Origin of the sequence: Mycobacterium sp. IS-1742 (assembly GCF_001500125.1) — a bacterium.
Classification (GTDB): Bacteria; Actinomycetota; Actinomycetes; order Mycobacteriales; family Mycobacteriaceae; genus Mycobacterium.
This window is the reverse complement of record NZ_LQIV01000001.1, coordinates 66913-87174: the sequence shown is the minus strand read 5'-3', so window position 1 is coordinate 87174 and position 20262 is coordinate 66913. Positions and strand designations below refer to the sequence as shown.

The 20262-nt window shown below is 67.9% G+C and carries 23 protein-coding genes; 9 read left to right on the top strand and 14 right to left on the bottom strand.

Annotated elements, in window-relative coordinates:
* Nucleotides 1–3 precede the first annotated feature (3 nt).
* The 10 genes from AU196_RS00480 to AU196_RS00435 all read right to left on the bottom strand — a co-directional run bounded on the left by AU196_RS00480 (nucleotide 4) and on the right by AU196_RS00435 (nucleotide 7797).
* Nucleotides 4–408, bottom strand: a complete 405-nt coding sequence (locus tag AU196_RS00480) for an HIT family protein (protein WP_059093387.1) — start codon at nucleotides 406–408, stop codon at nucleotides 4–6.
* Nucleotides 409–484: 76 nt separating this feature from the next.
* The gene (locus AU196_RS00475; protein ID WP_082695568.1) at nucleotides 485–1333 is read right to left on the bottom strand and encodes an SDR family NAD(P)-dependent oxidoreductase; all 849 of its coding nucleotides are present in this window, start codon (nucleotides 1331–1333) and stop codon (nucleotides 485–487) included.
* Nucleotides 1334–1346: 13 nt separating this feature from the next.
* Nucleotides 1347–1772: a nuclear transport factor 2 family protein gene (locus AU196_RS00470; RefSeq protein ID WP_059093129.1), complete on the bottom strand. Its 426-nt coding sequence runs from the start codon at nucleotides 1770–1772 to the stop codon at nucleotides 1347–1349.
* Between the two features lie 3 nt (nucleotides 1773–1775).
* The gene (locus AU196_RS00465; protein WP_059093128.1) at nucleotides 1776–2903 is read right to left on the bottom strand and encodes an NDMA-dependent alcohol dehydrogenase; all 1128 of its coding nucleotides are present in this window, start codon (nucleotides 2901–2903) and stop codon (nucleotides 1776–1778) included.
* A gap of 101 nt (nucleotides 2904–3004) precedes the next feature.
* Complete coding sequence (locus AU196_RS00460; RefSeq protein WP_059093127.1) at nucleotides 3005–3544, bottom strand: nuclear transport factor 2-like protein; 540 nt, start codon at nucleotides 3542–3544, stop codon at nucleotides 3005–3007.
* Nucleotides 3545–3546: 2 nt separating this feature from the next.
* The gene (locus tag AU196_RS00455; RefSeq protein WP_059093126.1) at nucleotides 3547–3756 is read right to left on the bottom strand and encodes a ferredoxin; all 210 of its coding nucleotides are present in this window, start codon (nucleotides 3754–3756) and stop codon (nucleotides 3547–3549) included.
* 4 nt (nucleotides 3757–3760) lie between these two features.
* A complete protein-coding gene (gene cyp51, locus AU196_RS00450) occupies nucleotides 3761–5116 on the bottom strand; it encodes a lanosterol 14-alpha demethylase (RefSeq protein WP_059093125.1) in 1356 nt (451 codons plus the stop codon).
* Nucleotides 5113–5937, bottom strand: a complete 825-nt coding sequence (locus tag AU196_RS00445) for an SDR family oxidoreductase (RefSeq protein ID WP_059093124.1) — start codon at nucleotides 5935–5937, stop codon at nucleotides 5113–5115. Before AU196_RS00445 ends, cyp51 begins: the two co-directional genes overlap by 4 nt.
* Nucleotides 5937–7142, bottom strand: a complete 1206-nt coding sequence (locus AU196_RS00440) for a cytochrome P450 (protein WP_502687194.1) — start codon at nucleotides 7140–7142, stop codon at nucleotides 5937–5939. Before AU196_RS00440 ends, AU196_RS00445 begins: the two co-directional genes overlap by 1 nt.
* Nucleotides 7143–7212: 70 nt before the next feature.
* On the bottom strand, nucleotides 7213–7797 hold the full coding sequence (locus AU196_RS00435) for a TetR family transcriptional regulator (RefSeq protein ID WP_059093122.1): 585 nt from the start codon (nucleotides 7795–7797) through the stop codon (nucleotides 7213–7215).
* 141 nt (nucleotides 7798–7938) lie between these two features.
* Here AU196_RS00435 and AU196_RS00430 point away from each other — a divergent pair, with 141 nt between their 5' ends.
* The 6 genes from AU196_RS00430 to AU196_RS00405 all read left to right on the top strand — a co-directional run bounded on the left by AU196_RS00430 (nucleotide 7939) and on the right by AU196_RS00405 (nucleotide 13191).
* The gene (locus tag AU196_RS00430) at nucleotides 7939–9408 is read left to right on the top strand and encodes an aldehyde dehydrogenase (protein ID WP_059093121.1); all 1470 of its coding nucleotides are present in this window, start codon (nucleotides 7939–7941) and stop codon (nucleotides 9406–9408) included.
* 9 nt (nucleotides 9409–9417) lie between these two features.
* Nucleotides 9418–10179, top strand: coding sequence for an SDR family oxidoreductase (locus AU196_RS00425; RefSeq protein ID WP_059093120.1), 762 nt, complete (start codon nucleotides 9418–9420; stop codon nucleotides 10177–10179).
* 31 nt (nucleotides 10180–10210) lie between these two features.
* Nucleotides 10211–11071, top strand: a complete 861-nt coding sequence (locus tag AU196_RS00420) for an NAD(P)-dependent oxidoreductase (RefSeq protein ID WP_059093119.1) — start codon at nucleotides 10211–10213, stop codon at nucleotides 11069–11071.
* A gap of 3 nt (nucleotides 11072–11074) precedes the next feature.
* Nucleotides 11075–11518 (top strand): carboxymuconolactone decarboxylase family protein, encoded by a 444-nt coding sequence (locus AU196_RS00415; protein WP_059093118.1) that lies wholly within the window; start codon nucleotides 11075–11077, stop codon nucleotides 11516–11518.
* The gene (locus AU196_RS00410) at nucleotides 11508–12734 is read left to right on the top strand and encodes a hypothetical protein (RefSeq protein ID WP_059093117.1); all 1227 of its coding nucleotides are present in this window, start codon (nucleotides 11508–11510) and stop codon (nucleotides 12732–12734) included. The genes AU196_RS00415 and AU196_RS00410 overlap by 11 nt, the downstream gene beginning before the upstream one ends.
* 208 nt (nucleotides 12735–12942) lie before the next feature.
* Nucleotides 12943–13191: a hypothetical protein gene (locus AU196_RS00405; RefSeq protein WP_059093116.1), complete on the top strand. Its 249-nt coding sequence runs from the start codon at nucleotides 12943–12945 to the stop codon at nucleotides 13189–13191.
* Nucleotides 13192–13279: 88 nt separating this feature from the next.
* Here the strand turns inward: AU196_RS00405 and AU196_RS00400 are convergent, their stop codons facing one another.
* The gene (locus tag AU196_RS00400; RefSeq protein ID WP_059093115.1) at nucleotides 13280–13873 is read right to left on the bottom strand and encodes a TetR/AcrR family transcriptional regulator; all 594 of its coding nucleotides are present in this window, start codon (nucleotides 13871–13873) and stop codon (nucleotides 13280–13282) included.
* A 25-nt stretch (nucleotides 13874–13898) separates the two neighbouring features.
* A complete protein-coding gene (locus tag AU196_RS00395; RefSeq protein ID WP_059093114.1) occupies nucleotides 13899–15143 on the bottom strand; it encodes a cytochrome P450 in 1245 nt (414 codons plus the stop codon).
* Between the two features lie 94 nt (nucleotides 15144–15237).
* On the opposite strand from AU196_RS00395, the gene purD reads away from it, so the two are divergent.
* Nucleotides 15238–16506 carry a phosphoribosylamine--glycine ligase gene (gene purD / locus AU196_RS00390; RefSeq protein ID WP_059093113.1) on the top strand — a complete coding sequence of 423 codons (1269 nt, stop codon included), beginning with the start codon at nucleotides 15238–15240 and terminating at the stop codon, nucleotides 16504–16506.
* Here purD and AU196_RS00385 read toward each other — a convergent pair.
* The gene (locus AU196_RS00385; protein ID WP_059093112.1) at nucleotides 16503–17327 is read right to left on the bottom strand and encodes an alpha/beta hydrolase; all 825 of its coding nucleotides are present in this window, start codon (nucleotides 17325–17327) and stop codon (nucleotides 16503–16505) included. The genes purD and AU196_RS00385 overlap by 4 nt on opposite strands.
* A gap of 100 nt (nucleotides 17328–17427) precedes the next feature.
* Between AU196_RS00385 and AU196_RS00380 the strand changes: the two genes are divergently transcribed.
* The gene (locus tag AU196_RS00380) at nucleotides 17428–18042 is read left to right on the top strand and encodes a TetR/AcrR family transcriptional regulator (RefSeq protein WP_059093111.1); all 615 of its coding nucleotides are present in this window, start codon (nucleotides 17428–17430) and stop codon (nucleotides 18040–18042) included.
* Nucleotides 18043–18133: 91 nt separating this feature from the next.
* Nucleotides 18134–19558 (top strand): APC family permease, encoded by a 1425-nt coding sequence (locus AU196_RS00375; RefSeq protein WP_059093386.1) that lies wholly within the window; start codon nucleotides 18134–18136, stop codon nucleotides 19556–19558.
* On the opposite strand, the gene AU196_RS00370 is transcribed toward AU196_RS00375, so the two are convergent.
* The gene (locus tag AU196_RS00370) at nucleotides 19521–20249 is read right to left on the bottom strand and encodes a DUF429 domain-containing protein (RefSeq protein WP_059093110.1); all 729 of its coding nucleotides are present in this window, start codon (nucleotides 20247–20249) and stop codon (nucleotides 19521–19523) included. The genes AU196_RS00375 and AU196_RS00370 overlap by 38 nt on opposite strands.
* Nucleotides 20250–20262 lie beyond the last annotated feature (13 nt).

Here is a 20262-nt window from a genome sequence, read left to right as displayed (position 1 = left end):
CTGTCACACGAGTTCGGCGAGCGCGGCTTTGATCTTGGCCTGGGCCTCGTCGAGGGACTCCGGCGACGGGTTTTGCTCGACGTGCGCGAACCCGAAGTCGGTGAGGTTGTAGGCGGGAAAGACGTGCACGTGCAGGTGCGGCACTTCGAGGCCGGCGATGATGACGCCTGCGCGTGCGGCGCCGAAGGCCTTGACGACGGCCTTGCCGATCAGCTGTGACACCTCCATCACGCGGGCGAACACGGGGGGTTCGATGTCCTGCCACTGGTCGATCTCCGCGCGCGGCACCACCAACGTGTGCCCCTGCGTCATCGGCTGGATGGTGAGGAACGCGACGATGTCGTCGTCCTCGTAGACGAATCGGCCCGGCAGTTCCCCGTTGATGATCTTCGTGAAGACGGTCGCCATGGCCCCGAGCATAGTGAGGCTCCACCCGCCGAATGTGCGCTGACTGCGAAGAACGGGCCGGATTCTCGCAGTGAGTTCACACTCGACGGGAGATCAGCTCGTGCAGTTCCTCCACGGTCCACGGCGGCGAGTCGTGGTGGTCGCGGTACCCGAGCAAGCCGGGGGACTGCCGGGCGAACTCGCCGACGAACCCACCGGCCGCGATGAAGATCCGGCCGGTCACGTCCCGGGCGTGGTCGCTGACCAGGTAGGCGTACGTGGGCGCCACGTACTCGGGCGGGGCGGCGTCCAGGGCGCCCTGCAGACTCACGTCGTCGAGCAGGCCGCGGCGGTTCAACTCCGTGACGTGCGACTCGTATCCGGCGCCGGTCGACAGCCGGGTCCTGGCGCCCGGGCACACCACGTTCGCGCGCACGCCGTGCTCCTTGAGCTCCGCGGCGATCGCCGATGTCAGCCCGTTGACCGCCCCCTTGCCCGCCGGGTATCCGGTGCCGCCGTAGTCGCCGAGGAAGGCGAACGAACTCGTGTTGACGATCGCTCCACCGCCCTGCGCCACCATGCGCGGCGCGGCGGCCCGGCACGTCTCGAACACCGTGCCCAGATGCGCGTCGAGCAGGTCTCGGAACTGAGCCGAGCTGACGTTGAGGATCGACGAACCGGGCGGCTCCGCGGTACCCGCACAGTTGACCAGGATGTCGATGCGCCCGAATTCGCGCACACACCGTTCGACCAGTGCGTCGGCCGTCTCGGGGTCGGCGGGCGAACCCGCACAGCCGACACCCGAGATTCGTTGCGCGGCGCGGTCGACGGCATCGGCGTCGCGTCCACTGACCACCACCCCGGCGCCCTGTGCCGAGAGCAGTTCGGCCACCGCGAGGCCGATACCGCGAGAACCACCGACGACGACCGCGCCGCGGCCCGCCAGCGGTCGTGACCCGCTAATCGCCCTGGGCCTCTTCGAAGGTCATCGAATTCATGTTCCAGTAGCCACGCAGGTTCGTGATGAGGCCGCTCTGGTCGACCCGGTAGGTGAACACCCCGCGGACGGTCGCGACGAAGCCGTTCGGGAACTCGGTGCGCAACACCAGGATGTAGGCGATCTCCGACGGAGAACTGGACGGGAACGTCGCCTCACAGGTGACCGTGAGCGTGTTCGGGCCGATGTTGGCGTCGTAGAACGCCGCGACGGCGTCCTTGCCGCGCACCCCGTTGCCGTCCGGGTTGGTGACCGCCTCGCCGATCGGGTCCTCGATGACGACGTCGTCGGCCATCAGGGCCAGCCAGCCCTCTTTGTCGCCGGACTGGACGCAGCGCCACGACGCGCGCGACGCTGCGACCACCGGAGACTGCTCGACCGTGGTCATGGCTTACCAGTCGTTGTCGGTGTAGCGGATGACGCCGCGGATGTTCTTGCCCTCCAACATGTCCGAGTAGCCTTCATTGATCTGCTCCAGCTTGTACTGCCGGGTGATCATGTCGTCGAGGTTGAGCTTGCCCGCCTTGTACATCGACAGCAGCTGCGGGATGTCGAAGTGCGGGTTGCCGCCACCGAAGATGGTGCCCTGCAGGTTCTTCTGCAGCAGGGTCAGCATCGCGAGGTTCAGCGTCACCTGGGTGTCGAGCATGCTGCCGATGGCGGTCAGCACGCAGGTGCCGCCCTTCGACGTGAGGTTCACGTAGTTGTCGACGTCGTTGCCGTGCAGTTCGCCGACGGTGACGATGACCTTCTTGGCCATCAGCCCCTGGGTGACCTCCGCGATGCCGGCGAACGCCGACTCCAGGTCGGGGTAGGCGTGGGTGCCGCCGAACTTCAGCGCGGCGTCGCGCTTCCACTCGACCGGTTCGATGACGAAGACGTTGCGCGCGCCCGCGTTGACCGCGCCCTGCAGCGCGGACATGCCGACACCGCCGACGCCGACCACCGCGACGTCGTCGCCGGGCCGGATGTCACCGGCCCGCACGGCCGAGCCGTAGCCGGTGGTGACACCGCAGCCGACCAGGCAGGCGACCTCGAACGGCACCGACGGATCGATCTTCACCACGGAGCTCTTGTGCACGACCATGTACGGGCTGAACGTGCCCAGCAGGGTCATGGGGAAGACCGGTTGTCCGTTGGCGTGGATGCGGTGGGTGCCGTCGGAGACCGCGGTCCCGTTGAGCAGACCGGCGCCCAGATCGCACAGGTTGCGCAGGCCCGCCTGACACGACGGACAGCGGCCGCAGGACGGGATGAACGACAGCACGACGTGGTCGCCGGGGGCGAGGTCCTCCACGCCCGGTCCCACCTCGGTGACGACGCCGGCGCCCTCGTGCCCGCCGAGCACCGGGAAGCCGGCCATCGGGATACCGCCGGTGACCAGGTGGTGGTCGGAGTGGCACATGCCCGACGCTTCCATCCGGATCTTGACTTCGTCCTGAACCGGGTCGCCGATCTCGATCTCCTCGATCGACCACGGTTTGTTGAACTCCCAGATGAGGGCGCCCTTGGTCTTCATGTTGCCTGCTTTCCTTCGGAGAACGTCTCGGCCACCAGCCTAGTGACGTGGATCTCAGCGGATCTCTCGACGGGTGTCAAACTACACATCCGTCGCCGGGGTCACCAGATCGGGACGGGTGACTGCCCCAGCGGGTAGTAGCCGGGCAGCCTCTCACCCGACAGCGACCGCTCGATGCGCTTCTGCATGGTCGGGGTGAGGTCCCCGGACTCGATCAGCTTCGCGTACCCCTTCGCCACGTGGCCGAAGTCGAAGAAGTCGCGCTGCCACTCGATGAGCAGTTGGTCGTTGAGCCGGAACCAACTGCCGCCGATGCCGTAGATCTCCGCACGGGTGCCGTCGCTTCTGTTGGCGATCTGCTTCCAGAATCCGACGATCTCGTTCTGCTTCTCGTCGATCAGCGTCCTCTGGTACTCGTAGACCCAGTTCTCCAGGCCCTCCATCTCCAGGCCGAGGGCGATCTCGGCGATCTCTTTCTTGCCGACGCACATGACGTCTTCCTTGGGGCCGATGTTCCAGCCGTAGGTGGCGTCGTCGGTGTAGAACTCCGCCAGCGGTTTCCAGTCACCGGCCGCCTCCGCGTCCTGATTGGCCTTGAGCCAGCGCTCGACCCAATCCTCGAGTTCCTCGCGTGACGCCATTGTCAGTTCTCCTTCTCCACAATGGACAGTGCCCTGGTCGGGCACATGTCGACGGCCCGCTCGACATCCTCACGGAGGTCGTCGGGTGGTTCGGTGTCGAGGATCTCGACGATTCCGCGCTTGGGCACCGAGAACACATCCGGTGCCTCGAGCTCGCACATCGCATGGCCCTGGCACAGGTCGGAGTCGAGTTCCACTCGATAGCAACCCATCTGCTCAGTCCTTCACACGCCTGCGGTAGCGGACCTTCGCCGGACGCTCCAACTGCACCACCATCTTGGAGTGGTCGTTGCGGTAGCTCTCGGCCGGCTGTGCCATCTCAAAGTCGTACTCCCGCAACAACACCGAGAAGATCGCCTTGATCTGCATCGTGGCGAACGCCGCTCCGACGCACCGGTGGCGACCCGCACCGAACGGGATCCAGGTCCACCGGTTCACGACGTCCGCCTGCTCGGGCTTGTCGTAACGGTCGGGCCTGAACGCATCGGGATCCGGGAAGTCCTCGGGGATCCGGTTGCTGATGGCGGGCGAGGCGGCCACGAAATCGCCCTTGTGGATGGGGAATCCGGCGACCTCGAACTCGCCCTGGGCGACCCGCATCAGGATGATCAGCGGGGGGTGCAGCCGCAGGGTCTCCTTGACCACGTTGTCCAGCTTCGGAATCTGGCGCAGCGCGTGGAAACTCACCTCCTGGCCGTCGGCGTACAGGTCGTCGAGCTCCTGCTGCACCTCGGCGTAGATCTCGGGGTGACGGATCAGTTCGATCAGCGTCCAGGACGAGGTCCCCGAACTCGTGTGGTGGCCGGCGAACATCAGCGAGATGAACATGCCGGTGACCTCGTCGGCGGAGAAGCGCGGATTGCCCTCCTCGTCCTTGATCGAGACCAGCACGTCGAGCATGTCACGGTCGGACTTGTCCTTCGGGGGGTTCGCCACCCGCTGGTTCATGATCTCCTGAACCAGCGCAACGAGTTTCACCCGAGCTTCGTCGCGGCGCTGGAAGCTCTCGATCGGCAGGTAGGGATCGACGTAGCACAGCGGGTCGGTGCCGCGTTCGAGTTCGTGGTAGTACTCGGCGAAGCGGTGGTCGAGCTGCTCGCGGAACTTCAGGCCGATCAGGCACGCGGTCGAGGTGTAGATGGTCAACTCCGCGAAGAAGTCCAACAGCTCGATCTCGCCCTCGTCGCCCCAGTCGGCGATCATCTTGGTGACTTCGCCCTCGATGGTCGCGGCGTGGCTCTTCATGTGCTCGCCGCGCAGCGCGGAGTTGTGCAGCATCTCCTTGCGTCGTTCCGGGCTGGCGTCGAACACCACCCCCTTGCCGAAGATCGGCGTCATGAACGGGTACGCCTCGGCCTGGTCGAGATCCTCGTCGGCGGAACGGAAGAAGAACTCGTTGGCCTCGGCGCCGGAGAGCAGGATGACGTGCTTGTCGACGAGTTGGAACCAGCCGACGTCACCGCACTCCTCGCGGATCCGCTTCATCAGGCCGATCGGATCGGTGCGGAACTCCTCGAGATGGCCGTGTTCTTCTTCGCCGCCGGAGACCCGGGGCACGACTGCGGTGGTCACGTCAGATTCTCCTCGTTGAGCTTCAGCTGCCGGCGTTCCTCGGGGCCGTCCGCGAGCGGGGCCTCGGGCTGCAGTTCCATGTTCGCGATGAAGCCGCCGCGGGGGGTCTCGGCGACGAACGTGATGGCCCGGGCCAGATCCGCGGCGCGCAGGAAGTAGTCGTGCCGTGCCTGACCCCACTTGGCCCAGTCCTCGAGCGCCGGCCCGATCAGCTCGGCGGGCAGGCTCCAGCCCATCGACGTCTTCGTCGGTCCGGGATGGACGATCGAGGCGCGCACGCCGGTGCCCTCGAGTTCCATCTGCAGGTTGGTGACCATCGCGACCAGGGCGGCCTTGGCGGCGCCGTAGGCGCCCATGTGCGGCCGCTGACGCAGCGCCACATCGGATCCGACGAAGATGAGATCGCCGCGCCGACGAGCGATCATGCCGGGCAGCACCGCCGAGGCCACGCGGTTGGCGCCGATCAGATGGATCTGCACCTGGGATTCGAACTGTTCGGTGCTGATGTCGGCCAGCTTGCCGAAGTACGTGTCGCCGGCGCCGGCGACCAACACCTCGATGTCGCCGAGCTCGGAAGTCGTCTGCTCCACGGCGGCCTTCACCGAATCCGGATCGGTGACGTCGAGGTGTACCGCGATGGCCTCGCCGCCCTCGGCGCGGATGGTGTCGACGATCTCCTGGCACTTCTCTACCCTGCGGGCTCCGAGTGCCACCGGGAAGCCGCGCGCGGCAAGCTCGATCGCGGTCGCCGCGCCGATGCCGGAGGAGGCGCCGGCCACCAGCGCGGGGCGACGGTCGGGCAGGGGATCAAAACGGGGCATCAGCGAATCTCCACGTGTATCGGAAGGTGGGCGAATCCACGCACATTGCTCGAGTGGACGCGGACCGCGTTGGCCTCGTCCACCTCGTATCCGCGGATGCGCTTGAACAACTCGGCCAGCGCCACGCGCGCCTCCATACGCGCCAGGTGCGCACCGAGACAGAAGTGCGCTCCGCTACCGAAACTCATGAGCTTGGACCCGATCTCGCGTCCGATGACGTAGTCGTCGGGCTTGTCGAAGACACGCTCGTCTCGGTGCGCCGACCCGGGCAGCAGCAGCAACACGTCGCCGTCGGGGATCCGGGTGTCGTAGAGCGTGAGCTCACCGGCGACGGTGCGGGCCAGGATCTGGCTCGACGTGTCGTAGCGCAGCGTCTCCTCCACCCAGAGGGGAACGCGGTCGAGGTCCTGATACACCGGCGCCAGCTGGTCGGGGTTGCGGTGCCCCCAGAATGCCGCGTTGGCAAGCAGTTTGGTGGTCGTCTCGTTACCGGCGATGACCATCAGGAACATGAAGCCGATGATCTCGTCGTCGGTGAGGCTGTCCCCGTCGATCTCGGCCTCCAGCAGCGCCGAGGTCAGGTCGTCGGTCAGCTTCTTGCGCCGCTCGGCCACCATCTCCTGGTAGTAGACGATGAGGTTCAGCGACGCCTCCACCGCGGAGGCGGGGACGTCGGTGACGCCCTCCTCGCGGTGCATCACCGCGTCCGCCCAGGCCCGCACCTGCACGCGGTCGGCGGCGGGGACACCCATCAACTCCGAGATGACGTCCATGGGCAGTTTGCCGGCGAATTCGTCGACGTAGTCCACGGTTCCGTCGCCGGCGTTCTCGAGCATCGCGTCCAGGTGCTGGACCGCGATCTCGGTGACGCGCGGTTCGAGTTCGCGGATGCGCCGCGGGGTGAAGCCCTTGGAGACCAGCGTGCGCAACCGCAGATGGTCGGGATCGTCCATCGCCAGGAACGACATCGTCTTCGACGCGTGCGGACCCCGCGACGCCGGATCCAGTGAGACGCCGAACTTGTTCGACAGCGTGGTGCTGTTACGGAAGCCCTGCAGCACGTCGGCATGGCGCGACAGCGCCCAGAAGCCCAGTTCCTCGTTGCGGTAGAGCGGAGCGTCGTCGCGCAACCGCTGGTAGTACGGGTACGGATCTTCGTGGAAGTCGTAGTCGTACGGGTCGAGTGTCACGTCAGTGGTCGTCACTGTGCGTCTCCCAAGCATCTGTCATCGGTCCTCCCGAGACCTCTGTCATTGGTCCTCTCCGAGGCTTCTGTCATTGGTCCTCTCCGAGGACGAGCCCGACGACGTAGGTCAAGCGGTCGGCGATCTGGTGGTAGGTGAAGGCGCCGCTGCCGGCGTTGACCAACGCGCCGAAGAACGTCATCTCCAGCGCCGACACCTTGCGGGGTTCGGCGCCGGGCCCGATGGCGGAGGTGATGCGCTTGTGGATCTCGGCGCCGATACGGTCACGGGCCGTGCGGACGGCGGCGTCGCTGTTGCTCAGCAGCGCGGTGGTGCAGGCGGCCGCGACCTCGGGTTCGTCGGCAAGGATCAGCGTCATGCTGCGCAGGGCCTTGTCCACGCGCGTCATCATGCTGTCGTTGACATCGGTGAAGTAGGGCACCTGGCGGATCAGGTCGAGGTAGACCTCGGCGATCAGGTGGTTCTTCGACGAGAAGTACGTGTAGGCGGTGGCCGGGGCGACCTTCGCGCGCGCCGCCACGGCGCGGACCGTCAGGTCGGCATACGACGATTCGCGCAGCATCTCGACCCCGGCGGACAACACCTTGCGGAAGGTCTCCTCCTGCCGGCGGTTGCGCGGCACCTCGGGGACCGCAGCCACTGCATCGCTGGACACATGTCCAAGTTAGCCGACCGGAAGGGAGCGGGGCAAGCGTTGTTTTCAAGTGTCGAGTGCTTGCCACCTGGATGGATCGGCGTCTAAGGTTCGAGGAAAGACCGCCGGACAGTTGTCCAGTGAAGGGGAGTGGGAGTGCGGATGGCGATACTGGCCAACGGCGAGAGCCGGCTGCTCATCGACGGAAAGCTGGTCGCGGGCGCCGCGGGGACGTTCCCCACCGTGAACCCGGCCACCGAAGAAGTCCTCGGCGTGGCGGCCGACGCCGACTCCGACGACATGGGCCGTGCCATCGCGGCGGCGCGCACGGCTTTCGACGACACCGACTGGTCGACGAACACCGAGTTGCGGGTGCGCTGCCTGCGTCAGCTCAAGGACGCGCTGCGCGAACACGTGGAAGAGATGCGGGAACTGACCATCGCCGAGGTCGGTGCGCCCCGGATGCTGACCGCCGGCGCGCAACTCGAGGGGCCGATCGACGACCTCGCCTTCGCCGCGGACACCGCCGAAAGTTACGAGTGGCGCACCGATCTCGGACACGCCACCCCGCAGGGCATCCCCACCCGGCGCACGCTGGCCCGCGAGGCCGCCGGCGTCGTCGGCGCCATCACGCCGTGGAACTTCCCGCATCAGATCAACCTCGCCAAGGTCGGGCCGGCGCTGGCCGCGGGCAACACGCTGATCCTCAAACCCGCACCGGACACCCCGTGGTGCGCGGCGGCCGTCGGCGAGATCATCGCCGAACACACCGATTTCCCGCCCGGTGTGATCAACGTCGTCACCTCCGGCGACCACGGCGTCGGTGCGCTGCTGTCGCAGGATCCGCGGGTCGACATGGTGTCGTTCACCGGGTCGACGGCGACCGGACGCGCCGTCATGACCGACGCCGCCGCGACCATCAAGAAGGTGTTCCTCGAACTCGGCGGCAAGTCGGCGTTCCTGGTGCTCGACGACGCCGACCTGGCCGGCGCCTGCTCGATGGCGGCGTTCACCGCCGCGATGCACGCAGGGCAGGGTTGCGCGATCACGACCCGCCTGGTGGTGCCGCGCGCCACGTACGACGAGGCCGTCGAGGCGGCAGCGGCCACCATGGGGTCCATCCGACCGGGCGACCCGACCAGCAAGCGCACCGTCTGCGGGCCGGTGATCTCGGCCCGCCAGCGCGATCGGATCCAGGGCTACCTCGACCTGGCACTGCAGGAGGGTGGCCGATTCGCCTGCGGCGGTGGGCGTCCGGCCGACCGCGACACCGGATTCTTCATCGAGCCGACGGTGATCGCGGGGCTCGACAACAGCGCCCGCGTGGCCCGTGAGGAGATCTTCGGCCCGGTGCTGACGGTGATCGCCCACGACGGTGACGACGACGCCGTCCGCATCGCCAACGACTCGCCCTACGGATTGAGCGGCACGGTGTTCAGCGGTGACGACGAGCGCGCCCAGGCGGTCGCCGCGCGACTGCGGGTCGGCACCGTCAACGTCAACGGCGGCATCTGGTACTCCGCGGACGCGCCGTTCGGCGGCTACAAGCAGTCCGGGATCGGCCGTGAGATGGGTGTGGCCGGCTTCGAGGAGTACACCGAGATCAAACTCATTGCGACGGCAGCGAATTAAGGAGCTTCGATGGTCAACTACGGCGACGAGTTCAAGGACAAGGTCGCGATCGTGACCGGTGCGGGCGGCGGCATCGGCCAGGCGTACGCCGAGGCGCTGACGAGGGAGGGCGCCGCGGTGGTGGTCGCCGACATCAACGTCGAAGGCGCCCAGAAGGTGGCCGACGGCATCAAGGGCGAGGGTGGCAATGCCCTGGCCGTGCGCGTCGACGTCTCCGAGCCGGATTCCGCCAAAGAGATGGCCGCCCAGACGCTCTCGGAGTTCGGCGGCATCGACTACCTGGTCAACAACGCCGCGATCTTCGGCGGCATGAAACTCGACTTCCTCATCACCGTCGACTGGGACTACTACAAGAAGTTCATGAGCGTGAACCTCGACGGCGCGCTGGTGTGCACCCGCGCGGTCTACCGCAAGATGGCCAAACGCGGTGGCGGCGCGATCGTCAACCAGTCGTCGACCGCGGCGTGGTTGTACTCGAACTTCTACGGTCTGGCCAAGGTCGGCATCAACGGCCTGACCCAGCAGCTGGCCACCGAACTCGGCGGACAGAACATCCGGGTCAACGCGATCGCACCCGGGCCCATCGACACCGAGGCCAACCGGACCACGACACCGCAGGAGATGGTCGCCGACATCGTCAAGGGCATCCCGCTGTCGCGGATGGGGCAGCCCGAGGACCTGGTCGGCATGTGCCTGTTCCTGCTCTCGGATCAGGCCAAGTGGGTGACCGGCCAGATCTTCAACGTCGACGGCGGCCAGATCATCCGGTGATGAGCGCTTGCGCGAAGAACAGAGGGCACACGTGACAGAACTCAAGTACGGCTACATCGGGCTGGGCAACATGGGTGCGCCGATGGCCACGCGGCTGACCGGCTGGCCGGGCGGGCTGATCGTGTTCGACGTGCGCGCCGGCGCCATGGCGCCGCTGGTCGAGGCCGGTGCGACGCCCGCCGACAGTGTCGCCGACGTCGCGGCGGCCGACATCATCAGCATCACCGTCCTCAACGACGCACAGGTGCGCACCGTCGTCGGCGAACTCGCGCCGCGGGTCAGGCCGGGCACGGTGATCGCGATCCACTCGACGATCAGTCCGGAGACGGCCGTCGAACTCGCTGAGGAGTTGCGGGGGAACGGCGTCCACGTGGTCGACGCCCCGGTCTCCGGAGGTGGCGCGGCGGCGCAGAAGGGTGAGCTGGCGGTCATGGTCGGCGCCGACCGCGAGGTCTACGAGCGGATCAAGCCGGCGTTCAAGCAGTTCGCGTCGATGGTCGTCCACGCGGGCGAACCGGGCGCGGGTACGCGGATGAAGCTGGCGCGCAACATGCTGACCTTCACCGGATACGCCGCGGCGTGTGAGGCCATGCGGCTGGCCGAACAGGCCGGCATCGACCTGCAGCAACTCGGTCGCGTGGTGCGCCACACCGACGCGCTGACCAGTGGGCCCGGCGCGATCATGGTGCGCGACACGATGACTCCGCTGGATCACGACAACTTCCTCTACGAGTCGTTCCTGCACGCCCGCGGTCTCGGCGAGAAGGACTTGAGCCTCGCCCTCGCGCTGGGTGAGAAGGTGTCGGTGAACCTGCCCCTGGCGAAAGTGGCACTGGACAATCTCGCGGACGGTCTCGGAGTGCCGCACGTGGAGTCGAGCGAAGAGGAGTAGCCGATGGACGAGTTGCGCCGCAAAGGCCTCGAGAAGATGAACGAGGTGTACGGGTGGGAGATGCCGAACATCGAAGGCGATCCGTACTTCGACCTCACCGTCGACCACCTCTTCGGCACCATCTGGACCAAGCCGGGCCTGTCGATGCGGGACAAGCGACTGATGACGCTGTCGGTGGTCACCGCACTCGGCCTGCAGGACCTTGCCGAAGTGCAGGTCAACGCGGCCCTGCTCAACGAGGAACTGACCGAAGAGGAACTCAAGGAGATGGCCATCTTCCTGACCCAGTACGTCGGGTTCCCGCTGGGCTCCGGTCTCAACGGCACCATCTCCAAGGTCGCCGCGAAGCGGCGCAAGGCCGCCGAGAAGGGTCAGGGCGAGGACCGGAAGGCCAACGTCAACGCCGCGGTGAAGATGAACACGGGGAACTCGCTCGATGATGAGTAGGTACGCCGCGCTCTCGCGTGAGGAACTCGCCACGCTGGTGCCCGAGTTGCTGTTGATCGGCCAGCTGATCGACCGGTCCGGAATGGCCTGGTGCATATCGAATTTCGGCCGCGAGGAGATGCTGCAGATCGCGATCGAGGAGTGGGCCGGCTCCAGCCCGCTCTACACCAAGCGGATGCAGAAGGCGTTGAAGTACGAGGGCGTCGACGTCATCACGATCTTCAAGGGGCTGCAGCTCGACATCGGGGCGCCGCCGCAGTTCATGGACTTCCGCTACACGGTGCACGACCGCTGGCACGGCGAATTCCACCTCGACCACTGCGGCGCGCTGCTCGACGTCGAGCCGATGGGCGAGGACTACGTCCGCGGTATGTGCCACGACATCGAGGATCCGACGTTCGACGCCACCGCGCTGGCCACCAACCGTCGGTGCCAGGTGCGCCCGATCCACCGTCCACCGCGCACACCGGCCGACCGTCATCCGCACTGCCGGTGGACGGTGATCATCGACGAGTCCTATCCCGAGGTCGACTTCATCCCGCAGCTCGACATCGTGGGCGCCAGCCGCGCCTATCACACCGAGCTGGCGCCGATCGACCCGGACGACGAAGGCATGGCCGACTATTCGGGCCCGTTGCTGTCCGACCTCGACTTCGGTGCGTTCTCGCATTCGGCGCTGGTGCGCATCGCCGACGAGGTGTGCCTGCAGATGCACCTGCTGGTGCTGTCGTTCAACCTCGCGATCCAGGCGCGTACGAAAGACGATGCGGCGTTGGAGCGGACGATCCGCACCAAGCAGCTCATCGGCATCGCCGGCGTAGCGGCCGAGCGTATTCACAAGGCGCTCAACCTGTCCAAGGACGTCAAGGGTGCGCTGCGGGTGCTCGAGCTGCACCCCCTGCTGAACCCGGCCGCCTACGTCTGGGCAGACGTGGACCCCGGCTTCCTGCATGTGCGCCCGTCGCCGGCCCACGAGGACGGCTCGTGGATCTCGCTGGTCTCCCCGGCCGTCGACCTGCCGCTGCAGGCCATCGTGCAGGCGGTGGACCCCCATCTGCGGGCCGAGGTCTCCGGTACCGAGAGCGACTGGACCGTGCGCGTGATCGCGACCGACACCGCGGCCAAGGAACTGCCGGAGGTCGAGGTGTGCAAGTTCAGCGGAGGGGCGGAGTTCACGTTCCAGCCACGAAAGTCGTTGCCGCTGACCGTCGTCTGAACTCCGACCGCCTTCTAGACTGCGGTGAGATCACTCTTCTGCGGATATCTCGTGATCTGGTAGCAGTCTCGGCGGGGTGTTCCGATCACTTTCTGCCAACCGTCGGTCAATCACTGCCAACGGGATGGATGGCCCTGACCTGCAGGTTGTTGCAGTCAGACCGGCCAGGAAATCCCTCCAGACCGAACGGACACGAAGAGGTACGGACATGAACAAGTTCGGATTCGCCACCATCATCGCCGGCGGACTGGCCACCGGATTCCTGGCCTTCGCCGCTCCCGCCCAGGCCGCCCCCTCCGGGCCGGGAAACGCCGCCGACACCATCAGCAGCCTGGACGACCGCGGCTACCAGGTCCGCGTCACCCAGCAGGGCATGAACAAGCCGCTCGACCAGTCCAGCATCGTCTCGGTCCGCTACGACAACGACGACCGCGTCGTCTACGTCACCACCCGCTGACCGCTCGAGTCCCCCGCCGGGACTGCGGTGAGATCACGAAAACCCTTGTAAAGGTGATCTCACCGCAGCCTCGGCGTTTTGCACCGCGTCAGCGGCGCACCGCGGCGCCGACCCAGCGACGCAGATACTCGCGCAGCGCGTCGCCGGTGCGTGGCGGGCGGCCCGGGTCGATGACGAACGACTGGATGATGCGCAGCAGATACTCGGCCAGCTCGTCGAGGTCGTGTTCGCTGAACCCGAGCCCCGTCCAGTCGACGTCGAAGCGCCGGACCATCGCCTCGGCGAACTGCAACGCCACGTCGGAGGTGACCGATTCCGAATGGGCGTCGGCGCGCCCGGGTGTGACCAGCAGGCCGATGTGCTTGTCCTCGGGCAGCCACTCCAACGCCGTGGCGATGGCCTCCGTCACCGCGTCCGCGGGTTCGGTGATGCCCCGCACGTGCTCGGCCAGCCGGTCGAGGAAACCGGCCGCGGCATGGACCGCCGCCTCCACCAGCAACGCCTCGGTGCTGGGGAAGTACCGGTAGACCGTCTGGCGGGTGACGCCGAGGGTGCGGGCGACATCGGCGATGCTCAGATCGGCTCCGCGTTCGTCGATCGCCCGGCCGGCGGCGGCCAGAATTCGTTCGACGGCTTCCTCGTCGCTGGCAGGCGCCGAACCCGACCAGCCGTGGGTGCGCATGCGCAGATGCTACTTGGGGCCCTCCTCAGCCCCGGTAGCTGACCGGCATCTCCTTGACCCCGTTGATCCAGCCGGACCGCAGCCGTTGCGGTTCACCCAGTTTCGCGATGTCCGGAATCTGGTCGGCCAGCTCGCTGAAGATCAGCTTGATTTCCATGCGGGCCAGGTTGGCGCCGATGCAGTAGTGCGCCCCGTTGCCACCGAACCCGAGATGGGGGTTGGGGTCGCGCAGGATGTCGAAGTCGAAGGGTGACTCGAAGACGGCGTCGTCGAAGTTCGCCGAACTGTAGAACAGGCCGGCGCGCTGGCCCGCGCGGATCGTGACTCCACCGAGTTCGACGTCGGCCAGCGCGGTGCGCTGGAAGCAGTGCACCGGGGTGGCCCACCGCACGATCTCGTCGACGGCGGTCTCGGGCCGTTCCCGTTTGTAGAGCTCCCACTGGTCGGGGTGGTCGAAGAACGCGTTCATCCCGTGGGTCATCGCGTTGCGGGTGGTCTCGTTGCCTGCCACGGCGAGCAAAATGACGAAGAACGCGAATTCGATGTCGCCGAGCGACTCACCGCCTTCCCCTCCCACGTCGGCCTGCACAAGCTTCGTGACGATGTCGTCGGCCGGGCAGCGCCTGCGCTCCTCGGCCATGGTGTAGGCGTAGCCCATCAGCTCGGCGTTGGCGACCGTGGGATCGGAGTCGAAGTCCGGGTCGTCGGTGTTCATGATGCAGTTCGTCCAGTGGAAGAGCTTCTCCCGGTCGGCCTCCGGAACACCGATCAGGTCGGCGATCGCCTGCAGCGGCAAGGGCATCGCGATGTCGTCGACGAAATCGCCGGAGTCGCGTTCCCGGGCGGCCGCGACGATCTGACGCGCGGACACCGCCAGCTTCTCCTCGAGCGCGGCGACGGCGCGCGGGGTGAACAACCGCGACACGATCTTGCGCAGCCGGGTGTGTTCCGGTGCGTCGTGGTTGATCAGCAACGCCTTGGTGAGGTCGAGCTGTTCGGCGGTGACACCCTCGGGCAGGCGCATCACGGCGCCCTTGGCGTTGGTCGACCACAGGTCACCGTTGCGCGAGATCGCCTTGATGTCCTCGTGACGGCTGATCACCCAGTAGCCGCCGTCGTCGAAGATCGACTCCTCCTGCTCGTTCCACCAGACCGGCGCGGTCTTGCGCAGTTGCGCGAACTCGTTGACCGGGATACCCCCGAGCAGGACGTCGGGATCGGTGAAGTCGAATCCGGGGCCGAAGGGGCATCGGCTCTCCATGGTCGTCATGATGGCCGCCTCTCATGTGACGCTGAACACGCTCACCGACGACCATACACTCTGTCGTGATCTGTATGCCCGGCTCGGGGTTTAGGGTGCACATGTGCGCGTCCTGGTAATCGGATCCGGTGCCCGTGAACATGCCCTGCTGCTGGCGTTGCGCCGCGACCCCGAGGTCGAGGCGCTGGCGGTGGCGCCGGGCAACCCGGGCACGGCCGCGCTCGCCGAACAACACGACGTCGACATCACCTCGGGTGAGGCCGTCGCCGACCTCGCCCGCCGGGTCGGCGCAGACCTGGTGGTCATCGGACCCGAGGTGCCGCTGGTGCTGGGCGTCGCCGACGCCGTGCGCGCCGCCGGGATCGCGTGCTTCGGCCCCAGCCGCGACGCGGCCCGCATCGAGGGTTCGAAGGCCTTCGCCAAGGACGTGATGAACGCCGCCGGGGTGCGCACCGCGGCCAGCGAGATCGTCGACAACCCCGGCCACCTCGACGCCGCGCTCGACCGCTTCGGCCCACCCGCCGGCGAGGCCGCGTGGGTGGTGAAGGACGACGGACTCGCCGCGGGCAAGGGTGTGGTGGTGACCGCCGACCGCGACGCGGCCCGAGCCCACGCCGCAGGCCTGCTCGACTCCGGCCACCCGGTTCTGCTCGAGTCGTTCCTGGACGGTCCCGAGGTGTCGCTGTTCTGCGTCGTCGACGGCGAGACCGTGGTGCCGCTGCTGGCTGCCCAGGACTTCAAACGCGTCGGTGACGGCGACACCGGGCCCAACACCGGCGGTATGGGCGCCTACGCCCCGCTGCCGTGGCTGCCCGGCGAGGTCTACACCCGGATCGTCGACGAGATCGTCAAACCCGTTGCCGCGGAGCTCGTTCACCGGGGTAGTCCGTTCTCCGGCCTGCTGTACGCCGGCCTGGCGATCACGTCGCGCGGACCGGCCGTCGTCGAGTTCAACTGCCGCTTCGGCGACCCGGAGACGCAGTCGGTGCTGGCGCTGCTCGAGTCCCCGCTCGGACAGCTCCTGCACGCGGCGGCGACCGGGCGGCTCGCGGAGTTCCCGGACCTGCAGTGGCGCGACGGCGCCGCCGTGACAGTGGTCGTGGCCGCCGAGAACTATCCCGGACGGCCCCGCGTCGGTGACGTGATCACCGGCGCCGACGCCGACGGCGTCCTGCACGCAGGCACCGCCCGCCGCGACGACGGCGCCACCGTGTCGTCGGGCGGCCGGGTGCTGTCAGTGGTGGGCACCGGCGCCGACCTCGACGCCGCCAGGGCCGCCGCGTACTCGACGCTGTCCTCGATCCGCCTGCCCGGCAGCCACTTCCGCAGCGACATCGGGCAGGCGGCTGCCGAAGGCAGGATCAGCGTCTAAGCGCTGACGAGAGGCGCCATCCACGTGATCTCCGCGGGCAGCTGCGCACTCCAGAACCCGACGTCGTGCCCGCCGGGGGAGAACCCGCCTGCCGGTGGATTCGGCAGCTGCGCGATGAACTGCTCGGTCGCCGAGTAGAACGGATCCGATGTGCCGCAGTCGATCCGGATCGGGATCGACGCCAGCTCCGGACGGCCCCAGACACTGTTGGCGGCGTAGTCGTCGGCGCCGTCGAACGCACCGGGAGCACTCGCACCCGCCGACGTCCACAGCGCCGGGCTGACCGCGCAGATCGCCGCGGTGCGCTCGGGCCCCAGCCTGGCGCCCAGCAGCAGGGCTCCGTACCCGCCCATCGACCAGCCGAGGAACCCGACCCGCGACGTGTCGAGGCCCTCGCCGTCGAGCATGGGGATCAGCTCGTCGAGCACCATGGCCCCGGAATCCTCCCCGGAAGCCCGTCTGTGCCAATAACTTCCGCCGCCGTCGACGGCCACGACCGCGAACGGCGGGAGCCCGGCGGCGACCGCTTCCGCCAGACCACGCTCGACCCCGCCCGCCATCACCTGGGCCGCGTCGGCGCCCTTGCCGTGCAGCGCGATCACCGGATGTAGCGCAGTCGTCTGGCCGGGTGGCCGGGCGATCGCCCAGTTGGTCTCGACGCCACCGCGGGCGGCCGAGACGAACGACCCGGCGCGGTAGGTGGGGGACGCCGCGGCGGGGGCGGCCGCGGCCAGCGCGTGGGCACCGGCCGCGCCCGCGGCGGCACCCGCGGCGAGGCGCAGGGCGGCGCGACGACTCAGGGACGCGGACATGGCGGCCATCTTGCCACCGGAACAGCGCGGCCCGGCCCGCGGTCGCCCTGCCTGAAGAAAGCCTGGGGTTTGCGCGAAACGACGATGCCCAACCCGGGTGGCTGGCAGCATGCTAACCGTGACGGCAGCAGTCACTCCCAAGGGGGAACGCAGGCGGTACGCGCTGGTCAGCGCGGCCGCTGATCTGCTGTGTGAAGGGGGATTCGACGCCGTCCGGCACCGCGCGGTCGCGCGCCGGGCGGGGCTGCCGCTGGCGTCGACGACGTACTACTTCTCGTCGCTGGACGACCTGATCGTCAAGGCCGTCGAGTACGAGGGAACCCGGGAGGCCGAGCGCCTGCAGGAACGGGTGGCGGCGTTGTCGCGGCGCCGTCGCGGCGCGGAATCCACCGCGGATGTGTTGGTGGATCTGTTACTCGGTGACGACGCACCCGGGGCCCGCGGCAGCGAGGAGTTGATCTCCCGCTACGAGCGCTACATCGCGTGCGCCCGCCAGCCCGCGCTGCGCGACGTCCAGCGGCGCATCCTGCGGCAGCGCACCGATGCGGTGGTCGCGGTGATGGAACGCTCCGGCCGGACGGTGCGCGCGGATTTCCTCACCGCACTCGTCTGCGCCGTCGACGGCGCCGTGGTCGCCGCCCTGGTCGGTGACGGGGACGGTCCGCGCGCGACCGCACGGGCCACCCTGATCGACGTCATCGACGTCCTCGCCCCGGTGGGGTGAGCGCGCACCCGGCAACGATTGCGGCAATGATGCTGCGACGAGGTCGTCGCTGCCCGATGATGATGACCGAGCAACAGTGACGGAGGAGCGCATGAGCCAGCCAGACACGGTCAGGGAGCAGCCCGAGCTACGCCGGGTGATGGGCCCCGGGCTGCTGCTGTTGTTCGTCGTCGGCGACATCCTCGGCACCGGCGTCTACGCGCTGACCGGTGACGTGGCCGCCGAAGTCGGTGGGGCAGCGTGGCTTCCGTTCCTGGTGGCCTTCCTCATCGCCACCGTCACCGCGTTCAGCTACCTCGAGCTGGTCACCAAGTATCCGCAGGCGGCCGGGGCTGCGCTCTACGCGCACAAGGCTTTCGGACTGCAGTTCATCACGTTCCTGGTCGCCTTCGTGGTGATGTGCTCGGGCATCACGTCGGCCTCGACCGCATCACGGTTCTTCGGTGCCAACCTCATCGAGGGCTTCGGCCTCGACTGGGGCACCGGAGGTGTGGCCGCCGTCGCCCTCGGGTTCATGGCCATCCTGGCGGCGGTGAACTTCCGGGGCGTCGGCGAGAGCATCAAACTCAACGTCGTCCTGACCATCATCGAGGCCACCGGCCTCATGCTCGTCCTCTTCGTGGGCCTGTGGGCGTTCACCCGCGGCGGAGACGTCGACTTCTCCCGCGTCGTGGCCTTTGACACCGACGACGACAAGAACGCGTTCATGGCCGTCACCGCCGCGACCTCCCTCGCGTTCTTCGCGATGGTCGGCTTCGAGGATTCGGTGAACATGGCCGAGGAGACCAAGGATCCGGCCAAGACCTTCCCGAAGGTGCTGCTCTCCGGGCTGACCATCGCCGGCATCGTCTACATGCTCGTCGCCGTCGTCGCGGTGGCGCTGGTGCCCGTCGGCGAACTCGCCGAGAGCGACACCCCGTTGGTCGAGGTGGTCAAGGCCGGGGCGCCCAGCCTGCCGATCGACGACCTCTTCCCCTTCATCTCGATGTTCGCGGTCTCCAACACCGCGTTGATCAACATGCTGATGGCCAGCCGGCTGATCTACGGGATGGCCCGACAGCACGTGCTGCCGCCGGTTCTGGGCACCGTCCACCCCCGGCGGCTGACGCCCTGGGTGGCCATCGTGTTCACCACGCTGATCGCGTTCGGCCTCATCTTCTACGTGAGCGTGTTCGCCAGCAGCAGTGCCATCTCGGTGCTCGGGGGCACGACGTCGTTGCTGCTGCTGGCGGTGTTCGCCGTCGTCAACGTCGCGGTGCTGCGACTGCGGCGCGACGTGAAGGCCGGTGGCGGGCACTTCACGACGCCCACGGTGTTGCCGATCATCGGCTTCATCGCGTCGCTGTATCTGGTGCTGCCCTTCTCCGGCCGCTCCGCCCAGCAGTACTACGTGGCGCTGATCCTCGTCGCGATCGGGATCGTGCTCTTCTTCATCAACAGGCTGATCAACCGCAGGCTCGGCATCCCCGACGCCGGGATCACCGACCCGACCCACCTGGCGGAGCGGTCGGACTGAGCGTCGGCGTCACGATCGAGCCGGTGGTGTCGTCGCCGTAGGTGGTCACGTCGGCCGGTCGGCGGGTGGCGTACAGCGCGACGTAGGCGCAGACGACCGCGTCGACCGGGTCCTCGGCCCGCCGCAGTTCGGACTTGCGCGTCGCCGCCTGCACGGCTGTCCGCAGCGTGCGCCACGTCGCGTCGCCCGCCACGTCGAGCGGCGGGTCGGCCGCGGCGAGCGATTCGACCAGGGACATCAGCCGGAGCAGTTCGCCCCGCAACTGCGCCACGTCGCGTCCGGGTTTCTGCTTGTACTTCAACGTCTTCGGCAACCCGAACAGTGCCACCGTCGCGGCGTGCGGATAGACCTCGACGGCGGGCCGGTCCAGCGCCGCGGCCAACCGGGCGCCGCGGCTGCCCGCGGCGAACCAGGGATGGCCGGTGTTCGACGGGTGGCAACCGGCCTCGAAGGCGCGGAAGTCGCGGTTGAGCGCCGCCTCGCACGGCCGGTTCCCGCTCGGGTTCGTCACGACCAGGGGAGCGTCGATCGCCAGCAGGCACTCACCGGCGGTGTAGGGCCCGAGGCGGGCCAGGATGTCGTCGTCGGTCGTCGCGGCCGACAGGTGCACCAGCCTGCCGCCGGAGTCGGCGACCGCAACGCCGGTGGGACTGCGCTCACCCCACGCGAGGTCGATCCCGACGAAGTACACGTGACCAGCCTGC

What these genes read in the sequence shown, in the direction of transcription:
- AU196_RS00405 (WP_059093116.1), top strand. Translation starts at nt 12,943, where the DNA reads ATGAACAAGTTCGGATTCGCCACCATCATCGCCGGCGGACTGGCCACC.
- AU196_RS00410 (WP_059093117.1), top strand. Translation starts at nt 11,508, where the DNA reads ATGATGAGTAGGTACGCCGCGCTCTCGCGTGAGGAACTCGCCACGCTG.
- AU196_RS00465 (WP_059093128.1), bottom strand. Translation starts at nt 2,903, where the DNA reads ATGAAGACCAAGGGCGCCCTCATCTGGGAGTTCAACAAACCGTGGTCG.
- AU196_RS00380 (WP_059093111.1), top strand. Translation starts at nt 17,428, where the DNA reads ATGCTAACCGTGACGGCAGCAGTCACTCCCAAGGGGGAACGCAGGCGG.
- AU196_RS00460 (WP_059093127.1), bottom strand. Translation starts at nt 3,544, where the DNA reads ATGGCGTCACGCGAGGAACTCGAGGATTGGGTCGAGCGCTGGCTCAAG.
- AU196_RS00425 (WP_059093120.1), top strand. Translation starts at nt 9,418, where the DNA reads ATGGTCAACTACGGCGACGAGTTCAAGGACAAGGTCGCGATCGTGACC.
- AU196_RS00385 (WP_059093112.1), bottom strand. Translation starts at nt 17,327, where the DNA reads ATGGCCGCCATGTCCGCGTCCCTGAGTCGTCGCGCCGCCCTGCGCCTC.
- AU196_RS00395 (WP_059093114.1), bottom strand. Translation starts at nt 15,143, where the DNA reads ATGACGACCATGGAGAGCCGATGCCCCTTCGGCCCCGGATTCGACTTC.
- AU196_RS00430 (WP_059093121.1), top strand. Translation starts at nt 7,939, where the DNA reads ATGGCGATACTGGCCAACGGCGAGAGCCGGCTGCTCATCGACGGAAAG.
- AU196_RS00445 (WP_059093124.1), bottom strand. Translation starts at nt 5,937, where the DNA reads ATGCCCCGTTTTGATCCCCTGCCCGACCGTCGCCCCGCGCTGGTGGCC.
- AU196_RS00470 (WP_059093129.1), bottom strand. Translation starts at nt 1,772, where the DNA reads ATGACCACGGTCGAGCAGTCTCCGGTGGTCGCAGCGTCGCGCGCGTCG.
- AU196_RS00455 (WP_059093126.1), bottom strand. Translation starts at nt 3,756, where the DNA reads ATGGGTTGCTATCGAGTGGAACTCGACTCCGACCTGTGCCAGGGCCAT.
- AU196_RS00375 (WP_059093386.1), top strand. Translation starts at nt 18,134, where the DNA reads ATGAGCCAGCCAGACACGGTCAGGGAGCAGCCCGAGCTACGCCGGGTG.
- AU196_RS00480 (WP_059093387.1), bottom strand. Translation starts at nt 408, where the DNA reads ATGGCGACCGTCTTCACGAAGATCATCAACGGGGAACTGCCGGGCCGA.
- AU196_RS00415 (WP_059093118.1), top strand. Translation starts at nt 11,075, where the DNA reads ATGGACGAGTTGCGCCGCAAAGGCCTCGAGAAGATGAACGAGGTGTAC.
- AU196_RS00400 (WP_059093115.1), bottom strand. Translation starts at nt 13,873, where the DNA reads ATGCGCACCCACGGCTGGTCGGGTTCGGCGCCTGCCAGCGACGAGGAA.